The organism is Serratia sp. CY37869, from assembly GCF_052168895.1.
Taxonomy (GTDB): domain Bacteria; phylum Pseudomonadota; class Gammaproteobacteria; order Enterobacterales; family Enterobacteriaceae; genus Serratia; species Serratia ureilytica.
The window spans coordinates 151656-169774 of record NZ_JBJNLU010000004.1 but is presented as its reverse complement, the minus strand read 5'-3'; the positions used below and the strand labels follow the sequence as shown (position 1 = coordinate 169774).

Sequence of the window (18119 nt, the reverse complement as noted above, 5' to 3'; positions counted from 1 at the left end):
ATAACAGATGACTATGCAAATCCGAGTTGAACATCTCAGTAAAACCTTTGTGCTGCATCAGCAGTACGGCACCCGCCTGCCGGTGCTGCACGACGCCAACCTGACGGTCCACGGCGGCGAATGCGTGGTGCTGCACGGCCACTCCGGCAGCGGCAAGTCCACCCTGCTGCGCTCGCTGTACGCCAACTACCTGCCGGACAGCGGCCATATCTGGATCAACCACCAGGGCGACTGGCTGGACATGGTCAGCGCCGACGCGCGCCAGATTCTGGCGGTGCGCCGCCATACGCTGGGCTGGGTCAGCCAATTCCTGCGGGTGATCCCGCGCATCAGCGCGCTGGAGGTGGTGATGCAGCCGCTGCTGGAACAGGGCGTCGAGCGCGCCGAATGCCGCGACCGCGCCGAAGCGCTGCTCGCCGCGCTCAACGTGCCGCATCGCCTGTGGCCGCTGGCGCCGTCCACCTTCTCCGGCGGCGAACAGCAACGGGTGAACATCGCGCGCGGCTTTATCGTCGATTACCCCATTCTGTTGCTGGACGAACCGACCGCCTCGCTCGACAGCCGCAACAGCGCGGCGGTGGTACAGCTTATCGAACGCGCCAAGGCGCGCGGCGCGGCGATCGTCGGCATTTTCCATGATGAAGGCGTCCGCCGACAGGTCGCCGACCGGCTTTATGACATGCAGGCGCCACAGGCGCTGGAGGCCCTCTGATGATCGTCAATAACGTTAAGCTGGTGCTGGATGACCAGGTGGTGCAAGGCTCGCTGGAGATGCAGGACGGCGTGATCCGCAGCTTCGCCGACGGCCCGAGCCGGCTGCCGCAGGCGCTGGACGGCGACGGCGGCTGGCTGCTGCCGGGGCTGATCGAGCTGCACACCGACAACCTGGACAAGTTTTTCACCCCGCGCCCGAACGTCGACTGGCCGGCCCATTCGGCGATGAGCAGCCACGATGCGCTGATGGTGGCCAACGGCATCACCACGGTGCTGGACGCGGTGGCGATAGGCGACGTGCGCGACGGCGGCCACCGGCTGGAAAACCTGCAGAAGATGATCGATGCGGTGATCCACAGCCAGCGCGCCGGGGTGAACCGCGCCGAGCACCGGCTGCACCTGCGCTGCGAGCTGCCGCACGAGAGCACGCTGCCGCTGTTCGAACAGCTGATGGACAAGCCGGGCGTGTCGCTGGTGTCGCTGATGGACCATTCGCCGGGCCAGCGCCAGTTCGCCTCGCGCGAAAAGTACCGCGAATATTATCAGGGCAAATACCACCTCAACGATCAGCAGATGAGCGAGTACGAGGCGCAGCAGGTCGCCCTGTCCGCCCGCTGGGCCGCGCCGAACCGCGAGGCGATCGCCGCCCACTGCCGCGCGCGCCGCATCTCGCTGGCCAGCCATGACGACGCCACCGCCGCGCACGTGGCCGAATCCTGCGCGCTGGGCAGCGCCATCGCCGAGTTCCCCACCACCGAGGCGGCCGCCCGCGCTTCGCACCAGCAGGGCCTGCAGGTGCTGATGGGCGCACCGAACATCGTGCGTGGCGGCTCCCACTCCGGCAACGTGGCGGCGCACCACCTGGCGGCGCTGGGGGTGCTGGATATCCTCTCTTCCGATTATTACCCGGCCAGCCTGCTGGACGCGGCGTTTCGCCTCGCGGCGGACGAGCGCAACGCCTACGATCTGCCCCAGGCGGTGCGCATGATCACCCGCAACCCGGCGCGGGCGCTGGATCTGCAGGATCGCGGCGCCATCGCCGAAGGATTGCGGGCGGATCTGGTGCTGGCACGGCCGCACGGCGAGCACGTTTACGTGCAGAACGTGTGGCGCCAGGGCAGGCAGGTGTTCTGATGGCGCGGCTCATCTATCTGATGGGGCCTTCCGGCGCAGGCAAGGACAGCCTGCTGGCCGCGCTGCGGGCCGACGCCGACCGCGCGCCGCTGGTGGCGCACCGTTACATCACCCGGCCGGCAGACGCCGGCTGCGAGAATCACATCGCGCTGAGCGAACCCGAATTTCTGCGCCGCCGCGCCAAGGGGCTGTTCGCGCTCGACTGGCAGGCCCATCAGCAGCGCTACGCGTTCGGGATCGAAGTGGATCTTTGGCTGCTGCAGGGGATCGACGTGGCGGTCAACGGTTCACGCGCCCACCTGCCGCAGGCGCAGCAGCGCTACGGTGCGCAGCTGCTGCCGGTATGCCTGCAGGTCAACGCCGCGATCCTGCGCCGGCGCCTGCAGGATCGCGGACGGGAAAGCGCTGAACAGATCGAGCAGCGGCTGGCGCGGGCGGCGGAATATCAGCAGAGTCTGCCCGCCGGCTGCCGGGTGCTGCACAACGACGGCCCACTCGACGATACCCTGGCGGCGCTGCTGGCGCTGCTGCCTACCGCCACCCGACAAGCTCAGGATGCGATGCCATGAACGACTTTGCCCAGCCGAAAATCGGCGACAACGTGACCCTTAACCGCACCCGGCTCGGCCAGTATGTGCATCTGGCCGACGATGCGATCCTGGAAGAGGTGGAGATGGGGGACTACTCCTACACCGCCGGGCACAACCAGATCTTTTACGCCACTATCGGCAAGTTCGTTTCCATCGCCTCCTATGCGCGCATCAATCCCGGCAACCACCCGACCTACCAGCGCATCGCGCAGCACCACTTCACCTATCGCGCTTCCGAATACGGGCTGGGGGAAGACGACGCGGCGTTCTTCGACTGGCGGCGCGAGCACCACGTCACCGTCGGCCACGACGTGTGGATCGGCCATAACGCCATCCTGATGCCGGGCGTCAGCGTCGGCAACGGCGCGGTGATCGGCAGCGCAGCGGTGGTCACCAAGGACGTGGAGCCTTACAGCATCGTCGCCGGCGTGGCGGCCAAGAAGATCGGCATGCGCTTCGACGATGCGCTGATAGAGCGTATCGAACGCAGCCAGTGGTGGCACTGGGATCACGCCACGCTGCAGGCGCGGCTGGCGGATTTTCGCGACATCAACCGCTTTGCGCAGAAGTACCTTTAACGGAGGGGGAGCGATGCAACTGACCTTTCTCGGCACCGGCGGCGCGCAGCAGGTGCCGGTGTTCGGCTGCGACTGCCTGATCTGCCAACGGGCGCGGCGCGAGCCGGCATTTCGGCGGCGCGCGTGCAGCGCCATGCTTAACTATCAGGGGGAAACGACCTTATTGGATGCGGGATTGCCGGCTTTGGAGCGGCGATTTTCGGCGGGGCAAATTCAACGTTTTTTACTGACACATTACCACATGGATCACGTTCAGGGGTTATTTCCTTTGCGTTGGGGGTGCGGAAATTCCATTCCGGTGTATGGCCCACCGGATGAACAGGGCTGCGACGACCTGTTCAAACACCCGGGCATTCTGGCGTTTCAGCCGCCGCTGGCGCCCTTCGCCACCGTCGAACTGGGCGGCATGCGCATCACCCCGCTGCCGCTGCAACACTCCAAACTGACCCACGGCTATCTGATCCAGGCGGCGGGCGCTGCGCTGGCCTACCTGACCGACACCGTCGGCCTGCCGCCGGCCACCGCCGACTATTTGCAGAACGTGGCGCTGGATCTGCTGGTGCTCGATTGCAGCCTGCCGCCTCAGCCGCAGGCGCCGCGCAACCACAACGATCTGACCCGCGCGCAGGAGACGCAGCGGTTGCTGCAGCCCAAACGCACGCTGCTGACGCACATCAGCCATCATCTCGATCTGTGGCTGCTGGACAATGAACTGCCCGCCGGGCTGGAGCTGGCGTTCGACCACCTCAGCGTCAGCCTCGGTAGCAGTGCAGCCGATCCGACTCCAGCACCCTGACCCCTTCGCCCGGCGTGAACGCCTGCTGCAGCAGCGTTTGCGCCACGTCTTTGGCGGAGACGGCGCGCCATTTGCCGGGCAGCAGCCTGAACAACGGCAGCGAGAGGCGCTCCATCAGGCGCGGCGCAGGGCGATCCCCCACCAGCATGGAAGGCCGCACCAGCGTCAGGCGCGGCCAGCGCTGTTCGCGCAGCGCCTGCTCCATCTCGCCTTTGGTGCGGTTATACAGGAAGGTGGAATGCGCGTTGGCGCCCAACGCGCTCACCACCAGACAGTGCTGCGCCCCCAACCGGCGGCCGGTCAGCGCGCTCTCCACCACCAGTTGGTAATCGACGTAGCGGAAGGCATCGGCGCTGCCCGCCGCCTGGCGGGTGGTGCCCAGGCAGCAGAACACCAGATCGACCGGCTGCTGCAGGCCGCTCAGCAGTTCGAACAGCGCATCGCCGACCGGGTTGGTCAGCTTGCCGTGCGGCGGCAGCGGCGTGCGCGTCGGCGCCACGATGGCCGTTACCTGCGGATCGCTTTGCAACAGCTGCAGCAACTCGCGCCCCACCAGCCCGGTTGCGCCGACTAACAGTGCTCGCGCCATGCAATCTCCCGTTGTAATCAATACGTCGACTTAAAGTATAGACCGCGCCCAGTGCAGCTTCTTGCCGAAGCCGAGGGTGTTGTCGGTCATCTTCACCTCGTGCAGATCCAGCCGCCATACCGAGGCCTTCATCGCCCTGGCGATCGGGAAGCGCTTGCAGTAACGCGCGCGCGCCGCCTCGGCCTCTTCGCCGCTCAGCAGCACCGCCTCGGCGCGGTACTGCACGCCGCGGATCAGCGCGATGCTTTTCGGTTTCGGCGCGATGGTGCCGACCACCCGGCCGTTGTTCAGCATCAGCCCACCGTGGCGGGTGTGCGGTTCGGTCATCAGCCACAGCGCCATCGTCGCGGCGTCGAACACGTAAAAACAGTTGGCGCACCACATGTCGAGGCCGTCGCCGGCGCACAGCGTTAAGACATGTTGCTTGCCGATGAAATCCGCAATCTGTTGCCGTTGTTCTGGGGTATTCAAGGTTACTCGCCTCCCGGTTCACTCACTTCATCTTACCCTGCGTTGTTGAGGCGAGTCACAAATAACGATAATCACCAAAAATCACACATGAATATAAACACAACAATAATGAATTTTTATTTATTTTTTCATAAAGCAGATTGATAACATAAAAAACACAAGGCGGATTTATTTGATCGTTATGTAGCCGGTTATTTGACCGCTTTTTTTATTCCTTTCCGAGCGCCATTGAAATTAAGCGCTTAAGGGCCGCGAGCATTAGCAATTCATTTACATGCCAACCTCTGGGCCCGGATGATACTTATGCAATTCATTGCATAACCGGTGAATAGTTATTTATCAAAACCGGCATTTATGTGATTTTCATCACGATTTTTAGCGAATCTTGCGCTAAAATAGCGCCATCTTTTCACTCAGCAAGGTGGATTAGAAAATGGAAAACAATAACCGAAAAATGGCGCACATCAGGCGCACAACCCATATTATGATGATGGCTCATCGCAGCTGCTTTAGTTTCGCATTCTTCAACTACAGATAACCCTCACCCCCTCGCTCTTACGCCGTTGTTAAGAGTGTCTTTGCGTTTCACTTTATTCTCCGCACTCCGGTGATAATGTCTTTCCCCCGCAAACCGGGAAGGGCGCGCAATACATTTTTAATACCGTCAAAGAGCCTCCAAGAAAAATAAAACAAAGAACACAGTTAATGTCTTAGGGCATCGCTGGGTTCTCGTACATCTTTATTTTCGTGAAGGCGTTAGCGGCAAATGGAATTATTTGCCGACGGTGCGCCTTTGCCTGAAGAATGAGAAAAATGAAAAAATTAAAAATTGCCGCCAACACCCAAACCCTCGGCTGCTTTGAAACTGAACGCGACATCGTCGATGTGCATCACAGCGATTTCAATGACGTCGCCGCCATCGTGCTGTCGGTAGAAGACGTCGCGCAAGGCATGGTGGCGCGCATCGAAGAGCACGGCCTGAACATTCCGCTGTTCGTCGCCGTCTGCTGCGAAGAAGAGCTGGATAACGCCGTATTGCCGGCGCTGCATGGCGTGTTTGAGCTGTGCGGCAAGAATACCCAGTTCTACGGTAAACAGCTGGAGGCCGCCGCCGCAAAATATGAGAGCGAGCTGCTGCCGCCGTTCTTCAACACGCTGACGCAGTACGTGGAAATGGGCAACGCCACCTTCGCCTGCCCCGGCCACCAGGGCGGCGAGTTCTTCCGCAAACACCCAGCGGGCCGCCAGTTCTTCGACTTCTACGGCGAAACGCTTTTCCGCTCCGACATGTGCAACGCCGACGTCAAACTGGGCGATCTGTTGATCCACGAAGGCGCGCCTTGCGCCGCGCAGCAGCACGCCGCCAAGGTGTTCAACGCCGACAAAACCTACTTCGTGCTCAACGGCACCTCGGCCTCGAACAAAGTGGCGACCAACGCCCTGCTGACGCGCGGCGACCTGGTGCTGTTCGACCGCAACAACCATAAATCCAACCACCACGGCGCGTTGATCCAGGCCGGTGCTACGCCGGTGTATCTGGAAACCGCCCGTAACCCGTTCGGCTTTATCGGCGGCATCGACGCGCACTGCTTCGACGAGCGCTACCTGCGCCAGCAGATCCGCGAAGTGGCGCCGGAACGCGCCAACGAAGCCCGCCCGTTCCGCCTCGCGATCATCCAGCTCGGCACCTACGACGGCACTATCTACAACGCCCGTCAGGTGGTCGACAAGATTGGCCACCTGTGCGACTACATCCTGTTCGACTCCGCCTGGGTGGGCTATGAGCAGTTCATTCCGATGATGAAAGACTGCTCGCCGCTGCTGCTGGAGCTGAACGAGAACGATCCCGGCATCATCGTCACCCAGTCGGTGCACAAACAGCAGGCCGGCTTCTCGCAGACCTCGCAGATCCACAAAAAAGACAAGCATATCAAGGGGCAGAGCCGCTACTGCAACCACAAGCGCTTCAACAACGCCTTTATGCTGCACGCCTCCACCAGCCCGTTCTATCCGCTGTTCGCCGCGCTGGACGTCAACGCCAAGATGCACGAGGGCAAGAGCGGCCAGCGCCTGTGGCAGGAGTGCGTGCGCGTGGGCATCGAAGCGCGCAAAATGCTGCTGGATACCTGCACGATGATCAAACCGTTCGTGCCGGATCAGATCGACGGCAAGCCGTGGCAAGCCTATGACACCGCGGCGATGGCCAACGATCTGCGCTTCTTCAACTTCGTGCCCGGCGAAAAATGGCACGCTTTTGAGGGCTATGCCGAATCGCAGTACTTCGTCGATCCGTGCAAACTGCTGCTCACCACGCCGGGCATCGATACCGCGACCGGCAGCTACAGCGAGTTCGGCATCCCAGCGACCATTCTGGCCAACTACCTGCGCGAAAACGGCATCGTGCCGGAAAAATGCGATCTCAACTCGATCCTGTTCCTGCTGACGCCGGCGGAAGACATCGCCAAGATGCAACACCTGGTGGCCCTGATCGCCCGCTTCGAGAAGCACATCGAGCAAAACTCCCTGCTCAGCGAGGTGCTGCCTGCGGTCTATAAAAACCACCAGCAGCGCTACAAAAACTACACCATCCGCCAGCTGTGCCAGGAAATGCACGACCTTTACGTCAGCTACGACGTTAAAGAACTGCAAAAAGAGATGTTCCGCAAAAGTTATTTCCCGCGCGTGGTGATGAATCCGCAGGACGCCAATACCGAGTTTGTACGCGGCAACGTGGAATTGGTCTCGCTGGCCAAGGCCGAGGGCCGCATCGCCGCCGAAGGCGCCCTGCCTTACCCGCCTGGCGTGCTGTGCGTCGTGCCCGGTGAAATTTGGGGCGGCGCCGCGCAGCGTTATTTCCTGGCATTGGAAGAAGGCATCAACTTATTGCCGGGATTCGCGCCGGAACTGCAGGGCGTTTATATCCAACAGGATGAGGACGGCTGGAACCGCGCTTACGGCTACGTCATGAAAAATTAATCACCTTACGGGGCGGCGATTATTCTCGCCGCCCGGATCGCATCCTAAAAGAGAAAATGATCATGAGTAAGTCCAACAATAAAATGGGGGTCGTGCAATTAACGATCCTGACCGCCGTGAATATGATGGGTTCCGGCATAATTATGCTGCCGACCAAGCTGGCCGAAGTGGGCACGATTTCGATCGTTTCCTGGCTGGTGACCGCCGTCGGCTCGATGGCGCTGGCCTACGCGTTCGCCAAATGCGGCATGTTCAGCCGTAAATCCGGCGGCATGGGCGGCTACGCCGAATACGCCTTCGGTAAATCAGGCAACTTCATGGCGAACTACACCTACGGCGTTTCGCTGCTGATCGCCAATATCGCCATCGCCATTTCCGCCGTCGGCTACGGCACCGAGCTGTTCGACACCACGCTCAGCCCGCTCGGGATCTGTATCGCCACCATCGGCGTGCTGTGGCTGGCGACCGTCGCTAACTTCGGCGGCGCGCGCATCACCGGCAAAATCAGCGGCATCACCGTCTGGGGCGTGATCATTCCGGTGGTGGGCATCTCGGTCATCGGCTGGTACTGGTTCAGCGGCAGCGCCTACGTCGCCGCCTGGAACCCGCATCAGGTGCCGACCTTCGAAGCCATTGGCGCCTCGATCTCAATGACCCTGTGGGCGTTCCTGGGGCTGGAATCCGCCTGCGCCAACACCGACGTGGTGGAAAATCCGGAGCGCAACGTGCCGATCGCCGTACTGGGCGGCACACTCAGCGCGGCAGTGATCTATATCGTTTCGACCAACGTGATCGCCGGCATCGTGCCGAACATGGATCTGGCCAACTCCACCGCCCCGTTCGGGCTGGCGTTCTCCCACATGTTCAACCCGACGGTCGGCAAGATCATCATGGCGTTGATGGTGATGTCCTGCGTCGGCTCGCTGCTCGGCTGGCAGTTCACCATCGCCCAGGTGTTCAAATCCTCCGCCGACAGCGGCTTCTTCCCGAAAATCTTCTCCAAGCTGAGCAAGGCCGACGCGCCGGTCAAAGGCATGCTGACCATCGTCGTCATCCAGAGCGGTTTGTCTCTGATGACCATCAGCCCGTCGCTGAACAAGCAGTTCAACGTGCTGGTGAACCTGGCGGTGGTGACCAACATCATCCCTTACATCCTGTCGATGGCGGCGCTGGTCATTATTCAGAAAGTGGCGAAGGTGCCGGACAACAAGGCGCGCATCGCCAATATCATCGCCGGCATCGGCGCGCTGTACAGCTTCTATGCGCTTTACAGCTCCGGTGAGGAAGCGATGATGTGGGGCGCCATCGCCACCTTCCTCGGCTGGACGCTGTACGGCATTGTCTCGCCGCGCTTCGAGCTGGCGGGAAAAAAGGGGTAAAGCGGTAAGGCTCCGGCGGCCGGGGATGGGATTGTGACGGCGAACATGCCATCATACGCCGACCCTGGCCACCGAAACGGCGTACGATGACCGACACTACCCCCACTCCCTGGCACCTCTACATGCTGCGTTTACCGAGCGGCATGCTGTATACCGGCATCACCACCGACGTGGCGCGCCGCCTGGCGCAACATCAGGCCGGCAAAGGCGCCAAGGCGCTGCGCGGTAAAGGGGAACTGACATTGGCGTTTCACTGCCAGGTGGGGGATCGCTCAACGGCGCTGAAGCTGGAATATCGCGTCAAACAGCTGAGTAAAATACAAAAAGAGCGGCTGGTGAATCACCCGCCGCTGTCGTTGGAGTCTCTATTGCCGGTCGTTAAAAGCGATTAAACGGCGCCGAAAACGCCACTTCGCCGCTGACGCCATTCAGAGCGTCTTGCGCCAGCGGATACACCTGGAATGCGCTTTCCGTGTCCGGCCAGCGACAATTCAGGCCATAGGCGGCGGCCGGTTTGAAACCGAAGCGGCCGTAATAGGCCGGATCGCCCAGCACCACCACCGCGGCGTAGCTGAATTCGTTCAGCGAATCCAACCCCTCGTACACCAGCTTTTCAGCCAGCCCCTGACGGCGCAGGCTTTCATCTACCGCCAGCGGCGCCAGCGCCACCCATTGGCGATCTTCGCCGGCCACATCCACCGGGCTGAACGCGGCATAACCCACCACGCCGCCTTCGTCGTCAGTGGCGACCACGCCCAGCGTCAGCAGGCCGTCTTCGCGCAGCTGCTGCACCAGATCGGCTTCGTCGTCGCGGCCAAAGGCGCGGCGCAGCAAGGCATCGATGCCCGCCGCGTCTACCGGGATCTCTACGCGGATCAGCATGATGCCGCCACACGGGAAGCCGACGCCGTGCCCTCCTGCAGCCCTGCTTCGACAAAATCAGCCAACTGCAACAGCCCCATGCGCAGCGGCGCAGGCATGCTTTCCAGCTCAATGGCGTCCATCAAATTTTTCACATACAGGCCCAATTCGGTATCCCCTTCAATCTGCAGCCGACGCTGAAAGAACAGCGTATCCGGATCTTGCTTACGCGCCGCGATCAGGATCAGATCGTTGGCGTCGCCGCTGAAGCTGACGTCCGCTTCGGCGTGCTGGCTGACCACCAGTTTGTCGTTTTCTACCGTCATAAACCATTGTAGCGCCAGATCGCGAACTTCGATCTTTAACCAGCGCGATTCGAGAAATTCCAGATCGCCATCCGCCAACGCCTGGCGGAACTGCCAGCTCAGCACCTGTTGCAGCAGTTGGCGCTGCAGAGCGAACGGCGTGAATTTCAGCGGGATGCGCAGCAGCGACGGCCCCTGGCGCACAAGACGTGCTCGTAGTTGTTCCAACACGGTCATCCACTCCTTTCAATACGGACTACCGCTATTTTGCCACACTGACGCGCGGCTTCAGCGGTCTATATCAACAAATAGTGCATTTCACCGCCATGTTTATCAATACGCCATAAGCTGCCTCAAATCAAAACCCGTGCGCGCCCCTTTGCCTAAAATGGCCTCCCCGATTCGCGTTTGCCGGCGGAACACCGTCGTCGGCAACCTTTAAAGACAGCGTGCGCCCGGCCGGGCGTACGGCTAAGCCAGGATAAATCTATGGAGCTGCTTTGTCCCGCCGGCAACCTGCCGGCCCTGAAGGCCGCGGTGGATAACGGCGCCGATGCCGTTTACATCGGGCTGAAAGACGATACCAACGCGCGCCACTTCGCCGGCCTCAACTTCACCGAGAAAAAGCTGCAGGAAGCGGTCGATTACGTGCATCGCCACGGCCGCAAACTGCATATCGCCATCAACACCTTCGCCCATCCCGACGGCTACGCCCGCTGGCAGCGCGCGGTGGACATGGCCGCCCAACTGGGCGCCGACGCGTTGATTCTGGCGGATCTGGCGATGCTGGAATACGCCGCCCAGCGCTACCCGCAGCTGGAACGCCACGTTTCGGTGCAGGCTTCCGCCACCAATGAGGAGGCGATCCGTTTCTACCAGCGCAACTTCGAGGTCGGCCGGGTGGTGCTGCCGCGGGTGCTGTCGATGCACCAGGTGAAACAGCTGGCGCGCACCAGCCCGGTGCCGCTGGAAGTGTTCGCCTTCGGCAGCCTGTGCATCATGGCCGAGGGGCGCTGCTACCTCTCCTCCTACCTGACCGGCGAGTCGCCGAACACCGTCGGCGCCTGTTCGCCGGCGCGTTTCGTGCGCTGGCAGCAAACCGCACAGGGCATGGAGTCGCGCCTGAACGACGTGCTGATCGACCGCTATCAGGACCACGAAAACGCCGGTTACCCGACGCTGTGCAAGGGCCGCTATCTGGTGGACGACGTGCGCTACCACGCGCTGGAAGAGCCCACCAGCCTCAATACCCTGGAGCTGCTGCCGGAGCTGCTGGCCGCCAACATCGCTTCGGTGAAGATCGAAGGCCGCCAGCGCAGCCCGGCTTACGTCAGCCAGGTGGCGCGCGTCTGGCGCCAGGCGATCGACCGTTGCCAGGCCGATCCGGCCGCCTATCGCGCCGACGCCGCCTGGATGGAGACGCTGGGCGCGATGTCCGAAGGCACCCAAACCACGCTGGGCGCCTATCACCGCAAATGGCAGTAGCCGGAGGAAACATGAAATACGCACTCGGGCCGGTACTCTACTACTGGCCGAAAAACGACATCGCAACGTTCTATCAACAGGCGGCGGACAGCAGCGCCGACATCATTTATCTCGGCGAGAGCGTCTGCGCCAAGCGCCGCGAGATGAAGGTCGGCGATTGGCTGGCGCTGGCGCGCGAAATCGCCCGCAGCGGTAAACAGGTGGTGATCTCCACGCTGGCGCTGCTGCAGGCGCCGTCGGAACTGAATGAGCTGAAACGCTATGTGGAAAACGGCGAGTTCCTGTTTGAAGCCAACGATCTGGGCGCGGTGAACATGGCGGCGGAGCGCGGCCTGCCGTTCGTCGCCGGCCATGCGCTGAACTGCTACAACGCCTATACCCTGCGCCTGCTGCGCCGCCAGGGCATGATCCGCTGGTGCATGCCGGTCGAGCTGTCGCGCGACTGGCTGGCCAATCTGCTGACGCAGTGCGACGAGCTGGGCTTCCGCCACGACTTCGAGGTGGAGGTGCTGAGCTACGGCCATCTGCCGCTGGCCTATTCCGCGCGCTGCTTCACCGCCCGCTCGGAGAACCGCGGCAAGGACGAGTGCGAAACCTGCTGCATCAAGTATCCGCAGGGCCGCATGATGCGTTCGCAGGAACAACAGCAGGTGTTCGTACTCAACGGCATCCAGACGATGAGCGGTTACTGCTATAACCTCGGCAACGAGCTGCCGAACATGCAGGGGCTGGTGGACATCGTGCGGCTGTCGCCGCAGGGCGCCGAGACGCTGGCGCAGATCGATGCCTTCCGCGCCAACGAGCGGGGCGAGCAGCCGCTGGCCTTGACCGACCACGCCGACTGCAACGGCTACTGGCGCCGCGTGGCCGGGTTGGCGTTGGTGGGATGATGGAGGCCGGCGCCGGGCTTTCCCTCGCCTGAGGGGCCTTTCAACGCCATTATTCGGCTGGCCGCCCGCGAGGAGAATGCGCCCGAAACCACACATCGGGCGCATTCAGCCAGAACAACGGCAGGCGATTACCCTTTCAACGCAATTCGCTTTAATGACTGCCACAGGCGTTCTTTATCGCCAACTTTCAGGTGGGTTTGTTCCAGGGATTTCATAAAAACAAACCTGTCATTAAAGCGCTCGCCTTTCTTCAATTTATTGCTGACGCTGGTCAAAATTTGGGTATTCAGCCGGCTGATTTTCGCTCTCACACTGTCCAGCGATTCAGGCTGCCAGCCGTTTTCCGGCGCCGACAGCCAGTCTGCCCGGTAGCGATACTGAATCGCTTTGGCCGCATCCATTTGCGCCTGTATAAAAGGAGCCACCGACTTGCCATCCAATCCCAATGCTTCCGCCTCGCGGACTGAGTTGGCCAATACGTTGGCCTCCTGAGGCAAATCCTCAATGGCCAGATGGTTGTTTGCCTTATACCCGGCAACGTCTTTCATGTAAGACAATCGCTGGTTAATCAATGAGGCGGTCTCATCGGTTTGAATAGGCTTTGCCACCGCCGTGATAGAGAAAAATAATCCAGCCAAAAGCAGCAACCCTCTCGTCACTTTAAAATCCATTTAACCTCTCCTGTCACAGCCCTGTTGGCAGTGGTTTTTGGCTCGCAACGAAATTCGCTATGCGTGCATAATCTTTTGCCACCGCCGGATGTTTGCGCCCGGGAAGAAACTCGAAGCTGCAGCGCTCGCCGTCTTTCACTAACTGCGACGCCAGATTCCTGACATTCAACCTTGGGTTATCCCCTATGCGCTGGAAGATCTCTTTCTCAAGATCGGTACTGTCCGGCTCCGCCCGCTCCTCGCGGCTGCCTAAGAGCAGCGATAACCAATCAATGCTTGCGGCAAGCTTAACGTCGCCTTCGGGCAGCACCGCGCCATTCGCCCACCAGAGCGCGGGACTGGCGGCAACATAGCGCTGAAAAGCCGTTTGATGATGAAACGCCACGTATAAGGTGAAATGCCCGCCAAACGAATGCCCCGCCAGCGTTTGCATTTGCTTATTGACCTTAAAACGACATTCGACCCACGGTTTGACGACATCCTGAATAAATCGATAAAATTGCTCCGCTCCGCCCCCGTCTTTAAAGCGCTCGCTGCCATCGCTCACCGTATAGTCAAATGTGCGAGCCGCCTTAATATCGACCCCCTCCTGATAACCGATTCCAATATAAAGCACAGGGGATACATCATCACCGTGATAACCCGCCTTAATTAGGGTCTCAAAGTGTCTGTTGGCATCTAAAAAATACAACGGATTTAATTCGTTGCACCCAACATGCCGTTTATCGCATGCCAGGAAGACCTTATATTTTTGTCCATGATATTCAAACAGAACCGTTTGAACGCTTAACTTACCCGTCATACATCATGCTCCTTCATATTTATTACATAACGGCACCTATCTGAAACATCCCGTTTACAGACCAATCTCATGACTATGAGCGAGCAATCCATTTAATTACCCTACAATTAATGATTTCCGCACGCTAAGATCGTAAATCCCGAGGAGTTCATCACACACATCAACAATTAAGAAGATCTAATCATTTTGAGCGAAATAGAAATATAACAATTAAAATTGGATAAGCAATGTTCTATCCCGGCAAATATCACTTTTGGCTAAATAGTCGAAGGGTTATTTTTTAGGGATGATAAGGTTGAAAGAATTAGGAATAGCCTTATCAAAAAGAGAACATAACACTGCAACACAAACAGGCGTGATTGAAGGCGTGCGTGATTGTCGGCGGGCCAGACCGAATTTCAAGAAGGGGTTGCTGCGTGTCGTTAGCGAGGAGAGTTTATGCGCGGCCGAAACCCGATTGCCGGGTTGTGGTCGCTTTGCGTTATCCCCGCCGGCCGCGGGAATAACGCAATAACCCATTGGATTAATTATCTTTTGACGTCACCGGGAAAGGCATCAATGCCTCCCCCTTACGCCCGCCGCTTCCTGAACATCCCGCGCAGCGCCACGCTGTTGCGCAAGAAGGCCACGCCGAAGCCCAGCAGGGTGTAGACCACGCCGAGTATCAGCATCATCACCACGTCGCCCCACACTTCATTCAGCGACAGCCCCATCTGGTTGACGCCGGCGATCGCCTTGGTGCCCCAGGTGGAGGGAATGCTGTACGAGATGGCGCGCACCCAGGCCGGCATCGACTGCAGCGGCCAGATGGTGCCGGACAGGTAGAAGACCGGCGTAGTGATGAACGCCAGCGTCAGGTAGATCATCTCGACGCTGCGCAGGCACTCGGTCACCAGCTTGCCCAGCCCCAATACCGCCAGCAGGAACGGGAAGGTCAGCAGCAGCAGTTCGGCGATGTTCGCCGTCTGCCTATAGCCCAATACCCACGGCCACAGCACGAACAGCACGATCGACAGGAACAGCCAGATCGGCAGCAGCGCCGTCAGCCCGCCGAGGTGCGCCGCCAGCGGCGCTTTGCCGCCGGGCATGCTTTTCATGGCGATATTGACGCGGATACAGGCGATCAGCAACGAGTGCTGCAACAGCATCACCAACAGCCCGGGGAAGATGATCGCCGCAAAGCTGATGCCGGGGTTGAACACGTCCAGCGTTTGTCCCAGTATCGGCGTCAGCAGTATCTGCGCCTGCCGTTCGCTGAAGCCGCTGCGCAGCAGCAGCCCGTTGTTGTACTCCGTCAGCAGTTGCTGATAGGCCGCCACCACGTCTTGTTGGATCTGGCCGTTGGCCAGGCGGTTGGTGGCGTCGCCGTAGACCGGCACCACGATGTTTTGCCCGCTGAGAATTTTCTTCTCCAGATCCACCGGCATGATGATCACCGCAAACAGCTTGCGCCAGCTGAGATCGCGCTGCGCCTGTTCCAGGCTGTCGTAGGTTTCAATCGCGATCTTGGAGGTGGCGTCCAGTTGGCGGATCAGCTGGCGGCTGGCGGTGCTGTGATCCTGATCGACCACCCCCACCGGCAGATCCCACACCGTGCGGTTGGCGTACACCAGGCTCATGATGCACAGCGACAGGATCAGCATCAGCCACACCGGCCGCTCCAGCATGCCGAGCAGCACCTTAACGAAGGTTTGCCAATAGAGCTTCATCCGGCGTTCCCCTCTTTTGCCAACCGCGCCGGCAGGCGATTGCGCACCAGCAGCGCGGCCACCAGCGGATAGACCGCCAGCAGCGCGCACACGCTGAAGATGGCGCTGGCGTGCACCTGCCGCAGGAACACGTCGAACATCGCGTACAGCGCGTGGGTCAGCGGTTCGATGTTGGAAATGATGCGCGCCGGCAGCGGCATCGACAGCTCAGGCACCGCCATGCCGGAGAAGGTCATCGCGATACTGACCAAAATACCGATCAGGCTGTAGGCGGTGATGGTGCTGCCGGTAAAGGTGTACAGCAGCAGGCCGATACTCTGCGCCGCCATCACGTAGAACAGGCCAATCATCAGCATAAACAGCGGGTTGCCGCTGACGCGGGCGTCAAAGATGCCCACCAGCGCCGCGATCTCGACCATCAGCAGGGTGGTGAAACACAGCGTGTACGGCGCCAGCTTGCCGAGTAGCGCCAGGCTGAACGGCTTGGCCTGCAGCAGCGACTTGCTGCGCGCCAGCACGTAGATCATGCAGGTCACCGCGAACAGCTGCAGCAGATGGATGGTGGCGGCGAACTGCTGGTAATAGATATAGCTGCCGCTGGCGTTGAACAGGCTGCCGTAGGAGAGCGTCACGTCCGCCAACGGCGGCAGCGTCTTGCCCATCTCGGTGGCGATGATGCTGCGGGTGCTGGCGTTGATTTCGTTCATCAGGCCGCCAAAGTCCTGGGTGGAGTACAGCCCGGCGCCGTAGAACAACGCATTGTAGTACATCACCACGCTCGGCTGTTTGCCCGACAGCGCGTTGGCCTCAAGGTCCGGCGGGATATACAGCAACGCGTAATCCTGCGCGCTGCGCAGGCGGCTCAGCGACTCCGGCAACCCACCGCCGTAAGCCTCGACGTGGGCGTGCGAACCGGCGTCCAGCCGCCGCGTCAGCGATTTGGACAGCGGGCTGTGATCGCTGTCCACCACCGAGACCGGCAGATCGAGCAGCGTGCCTTCGGAGAAGTTGCTGCTGATCAGCGCAAACAGGATCAGCGGAAAGATCCAGCTCAGCCAGTGCACCACCGGGCTGCGAAAGGCGACGCGACACTCTTTGTCGAACGCGTGACTGAAGCAGCGCCAGCCGGCCCTTACTCTTTCCATTGCCATAAAGTGCTCATCCCCGGACGCAGGCCGTCCACCGGCTGTGACGGATACAGGCGCACTTCGAAGGTTTTCAGGTCGAAGTCGCCGGTGGCGCGGGTGGCGCGTTTGGTGGCGTAATCCCCCAGCGGCGCGATGTAGCGCACCTCGGTGTCGATCATTTTGTCCTTCAGCGCCGGCACCCGCAGCTTGACCTTGTCGCCTTTGCGCACGTGGGCTAGGATGTCTTCACGCAGGTTAAACACGAAGTAGGCGTCCGGCACCCGGATCAACGTCACCAGCGGGCTGCCGGCGTTCAGCAATTCGCCCACTTCGGCCGGGATCGGCCCCACTTCGCCGTCTACCGGCGCTTTCACCTGCAGATCGTCGCTCTGCGCCTGGATCTGCAGCAGGTTCTCTTCCGCCGCCCGCAGCGCCGCCGCATATTGCTGCCGCTGCTCAACGCGGTCGCCGTTGATGCCTTCATCCAGATTGGCCTTGGCGGCCTGCACCTGTTGGAAGGCGGTGTCGCGCGACCGGCGTGAAGCGTCCAGCTCGGACTTCGAGATATAGCCCTTGCCGGCCACGCTCAGGTTCCGGTTGTAGTCGTTTTGCGCATTGCGGTACTGCGCCTCGGCCTGCGCCAGGTTGGCGCGCAGGTTGCGGATGCTCTCTTCACGGGTGCCGTGCAGCGACAGCTCGAGCTGTGCCTTGGCCTCGTCGCGCGTCGCCTGTGCGGAACGCAGTTGCGCCATCAGTTCGGGGCTATCAAGTTGAATGATCAGTTGGCCGCTTTTCACGTCGTCGCCGCGTTCGATCAGGCGTTCAACGACCCGGCCTTTCGCCTTGGATGCGACGATCACTTCGGGGGCATCCACTTCACCCTGCAGCAACAGATCCTGATTGTGCGCGCGGAACAGGATCGCCAATGCGATCGCCGCCAACATCAGCAACAGGGTAAACAGCGTCTTTTTTTTCATTATGTCAGCTCCCGGAACGGTAAGCGGCGGGCGGGGATAATCATTTCCATGTCTCAAATTGCTCC

The 18119-nt window shown here is 60.6% G+C and carries 20 protein-coding genes; 11 read left to right on the top strand and 9 right to left on the bottom strand.

Annotated features, from left to right (window positions below; genetic code table 11):
- The first annotated feature begins 7 nt into the window (after positions 1–7).
- From phnL to phnP, 5 genes are read left to right on the top strand one after another with little or no spacing between them, the layout of a single operon-like run.
- Positions 8–712: a phosphonate C-P lyase system protein PhnL gene (gene phnL, locus ACJ8J1_RS19530; protein ID WP_033641673.1), complete on the top strand. Its 705-nt coding sequence runs from the start codon at positions 8–10 to the stop codon at positions 710–712.
- Positions 712–1848 (top strand): alpha-D-ribose 1-methylphosphonate 5-triphosphate diphosphatase, encoded by a 1137-nt coding sequence (phnM, locus tag ACJ8J1_RS19525; RefSeq protein WP_033638888.1) that lies wholly within the window; start codon positions 712–714, stop codon positions 1846–1848. Before phnL ends, phnM begins: the two co-directional genes overlap by 1 nt.
- The gene (gene phnN, locus ACJ8J1_RS19520; protein WP_033641672.1) at positions 1848–2417 is read left to right on the top strand and encodes a ribose 1,5-bisphosphokinase; all 570 of its coding nucleotides are present in this window, start codon (positions 1848–1850) and stop codon (positions 2415–2417) included. Before phnM ends, phnN begins: the two co-directional genes overlap by 1 nt.
- On the top strand, positions 2414–3016 hold the full coding sequence (locus ACJ8J1_RS19515) for a DapH/DapD/GlmU-related protein (RefSeq protein ID WP_015376431.1): 603 nt from the start codon (positions 2414–2416) through the stop codon (positions 3014–3016). Before phnN ends, ACJ8J1_RS19515 begins: the two co-directional genes overlap by 4 nt.
- Before the next feature lie 13 nt (positions 3017–3029).
- The gene (phnP, locus tag ACJ8J1_RS19510; protein WP_033641671.1) at positions 3030–3812 is read left to right on the top strand and encodes a phosphonate metabolism protein PhnP; all 783 of its coding nucleotides are present in this window, start codon (positions 3030–3032) and stop codon (positions 3810–3812) included.
- Here the strand turns inward: phnP and ACJ8J1_RS19505 are convergent.
- Positions 3769–4401, bottom strand: coding sequence for an NAD(P)H-binding protein (locus ACJ8J1_RS19505; RefSeq protein WP_033641670.1), 633 nt, complete (start codon positions 4399–4401; stop codon positions 3769–3771). The two genes, phnP and ACJ8J1_RS19505, sit on opposite strands and share 44 nt — an antisense overlap.
- A 30-nt stretch (positions 4402–4431) precedes the next feature.
- The gene (locus tag ACJ8J1_RS19500) at positions 4432–4872 is read right to left on the bottom strand and encodes a YhbP family protein (RefSeq protein ID WP_015376428.1); all 441 of its coding nucleotides are present in this window, start codon (positions 4870–4872) and stop codon (positions 4432–4434) included.
- A gap of 433 nt (positions 4873–5305) precedes the next feature.
- Here ACJ8J1_RS19500 and speFL point away from each other — a divergent pair, with 433 nt between their 5' ends.
- The 4 genes from speFL to ACJ8J1_RS19480 all read left to right on the top strand — a co-directional run bounded on the left by speFL (position 5306) and on the right by ACJ8J1_RS19480 (position 9619).
- Complete coding sequence (gene speFL / locus ACJ8J1_RS19495) at positions 5306–5410, top strand: leader peptide SpeFL (RefSeq protein ID WP_004933443.1); 105 nt, start codon at positions 5306–5308, stop codon at positions 5408–5410.
- A 275-nt stretch (positions 5411–5685) separates the two neighbouring features.
- Positions 5686–7848 carry an ornithine decarboxylase SpeF gene (gene speF, locus ACJ8J1_RS19490; RefSeq protein ID WP_016929309.1) on the top strand — a complete coding sequence of 721 codons (2163 nt, stop codon included), beginning with the start codon at positions 5686–5688 and terminating at the stop codon, positions 7846–7848.
- 62 nt (positions 7849–7910) lie between these two features.
- Entirely contained in the window at positions 7911–9227 is a 1317-nt protein-coding gene (gene potE, locus ACJ8J1_RS19485; protein WP_033648789.1) for a putrescine-ornithine antiporter, read from the top strand.
- Positions 9228–9313: 86 nt separating this feature from the next.
- Positions 9314–9619, top strand: coding sequence for a GIY-YIG nuclease family protein (locus ACJ8J1_RS19480; RefSeq protein WP_139120340.1), 306 nt, complete (start codon positions 9314–9316; stop codon positions 9617–9619).
- Here the strand turns inward: ACJ8J1_RS19480 and ACJ8J1_RS19475 are convergent.
- Positions 9606–10109 carry a GNAT family N-acetyltransferase gene (locus ACJ8J1_RS19475; RefSeq protein WP_021504238.1) on the bottom strand — a complete coding sequence of 168 codons (504 nt, stop codon included), beginning with the start codon at positions 10107–10109 and terminating at the stop codon, positions 9606–9608. The genes ACJ8J1_RS19480 and ACJ8J1_RS19475 overlap by 14 nt on opposite strands.
- Entirely contained in the window at positions 10103–10624 is a 522-nt protein-coding gene (gene ubiT / locus ACJ8J1_RS19470) for a ubiquinone anaerobic biosynthesis accessory factor UbiT (protein ID WP_033644181.1), read from the bottom strand. The genes ACJ8J1_RS19475 and ubiT overlap by 7 nt, the downstream gene beginning before the upstream one ends.
- A 258-nt stretch (positions 10625–10882) precedes the next feature.
- Between ubiT and ubiU the strand changes: the two genes are divergently transcribed.
- On the top strand, positions 10883–11878 hold the full coding sequence (ubiU, locus tag ACJ8J1_RS19465) for a ubiquinone anaerobic biosynthesis protein UbiU (RefSeq protein ID WP_033641666.1): 996 nt from the start codon (positions 10883–10885) through the stop codon (positions 11876–11878).
- 11 nt (positions 11879–11889) lie between these two features.
- A complete protein-coding gene (locus ACJ8J1_RS19460; protein WP_033641665.1) occupies positions 11890–12768 on the top strand; it encodes a U32 family peptidase in 879 nt (292 codons plus the stop codon).
- Positions 12769–12896: 128 nt separating this feature from the next.
- Here the strand turns inward: ACJ8J1_RS19460 and ACJ8J1_RS19455 are convergent, their stop codons facing one another.
- From ACJ8J1_RS19455 to ACJ8J1_RS19435, 5 genes are all read right to left on the bottom strand, one after another.
- Complete coding sequence (locus ACJ8J1_RS19455; RefSeq protein ID WP_033641664.1) at positions 12897–13439, bottom strand: chorismate mutase; 543 nt, start codon at positions 13437–13439, stop codon at positions 12897–12899.
- Between the two features lie 13 nt (positions 13440–13452).
- Entirely contained in the window at positions 13453–14241 is a 789-nt protein-coding gene (locus ACJ8J1_RS19450) for an alpha/beta hydrolase (protein WP_033641663.1), read from the bottom strand.
- Positions 14242–14810: 569 nt separating this feature from the next.
- Entirely contained in the window at positions 14811–15950 is a 1140-nt protein-coding gene (locus tag ACJ8J1_RS19445; RefSeq protein WP_016929316.1) for an ABC transporter permease, read from the bottom strand.
- Positions 15947–17101 carry an ABC transporter permease gene (locus tag ACJ8J1_RS19440; RefSeq protein ID WP_028127576.1) on the bottom strand — a complete coding sequence of 385 codons (1155 nt, stop codon included), beginning with the start codon at positions 17099–17101 and terminating at the stop codon, positions 15947–15949. The genes ACJ8J1_RS19445 and ACJ8J1_RS19440 overlap by 4 nt, the downstream gene beginning before the upstream one ends.
- On the bottom strand, positions 17083–18054 hold the full coding sequence (locus ACJ8J1_RS19435; protein WP_033638900.1) for an HlyD family secretion protein: 972 nt from the start codon (positions 18052–18054) through the stop codon (positions 17083–17085). The genes ACJ8J1_RS19440 and ACJ8J1_RS19435 overlap by 19 nt, the downstream gene beginning before the upstream one ends.
- Positions 18055–18119: the final 65 nt, after the last annotated feature.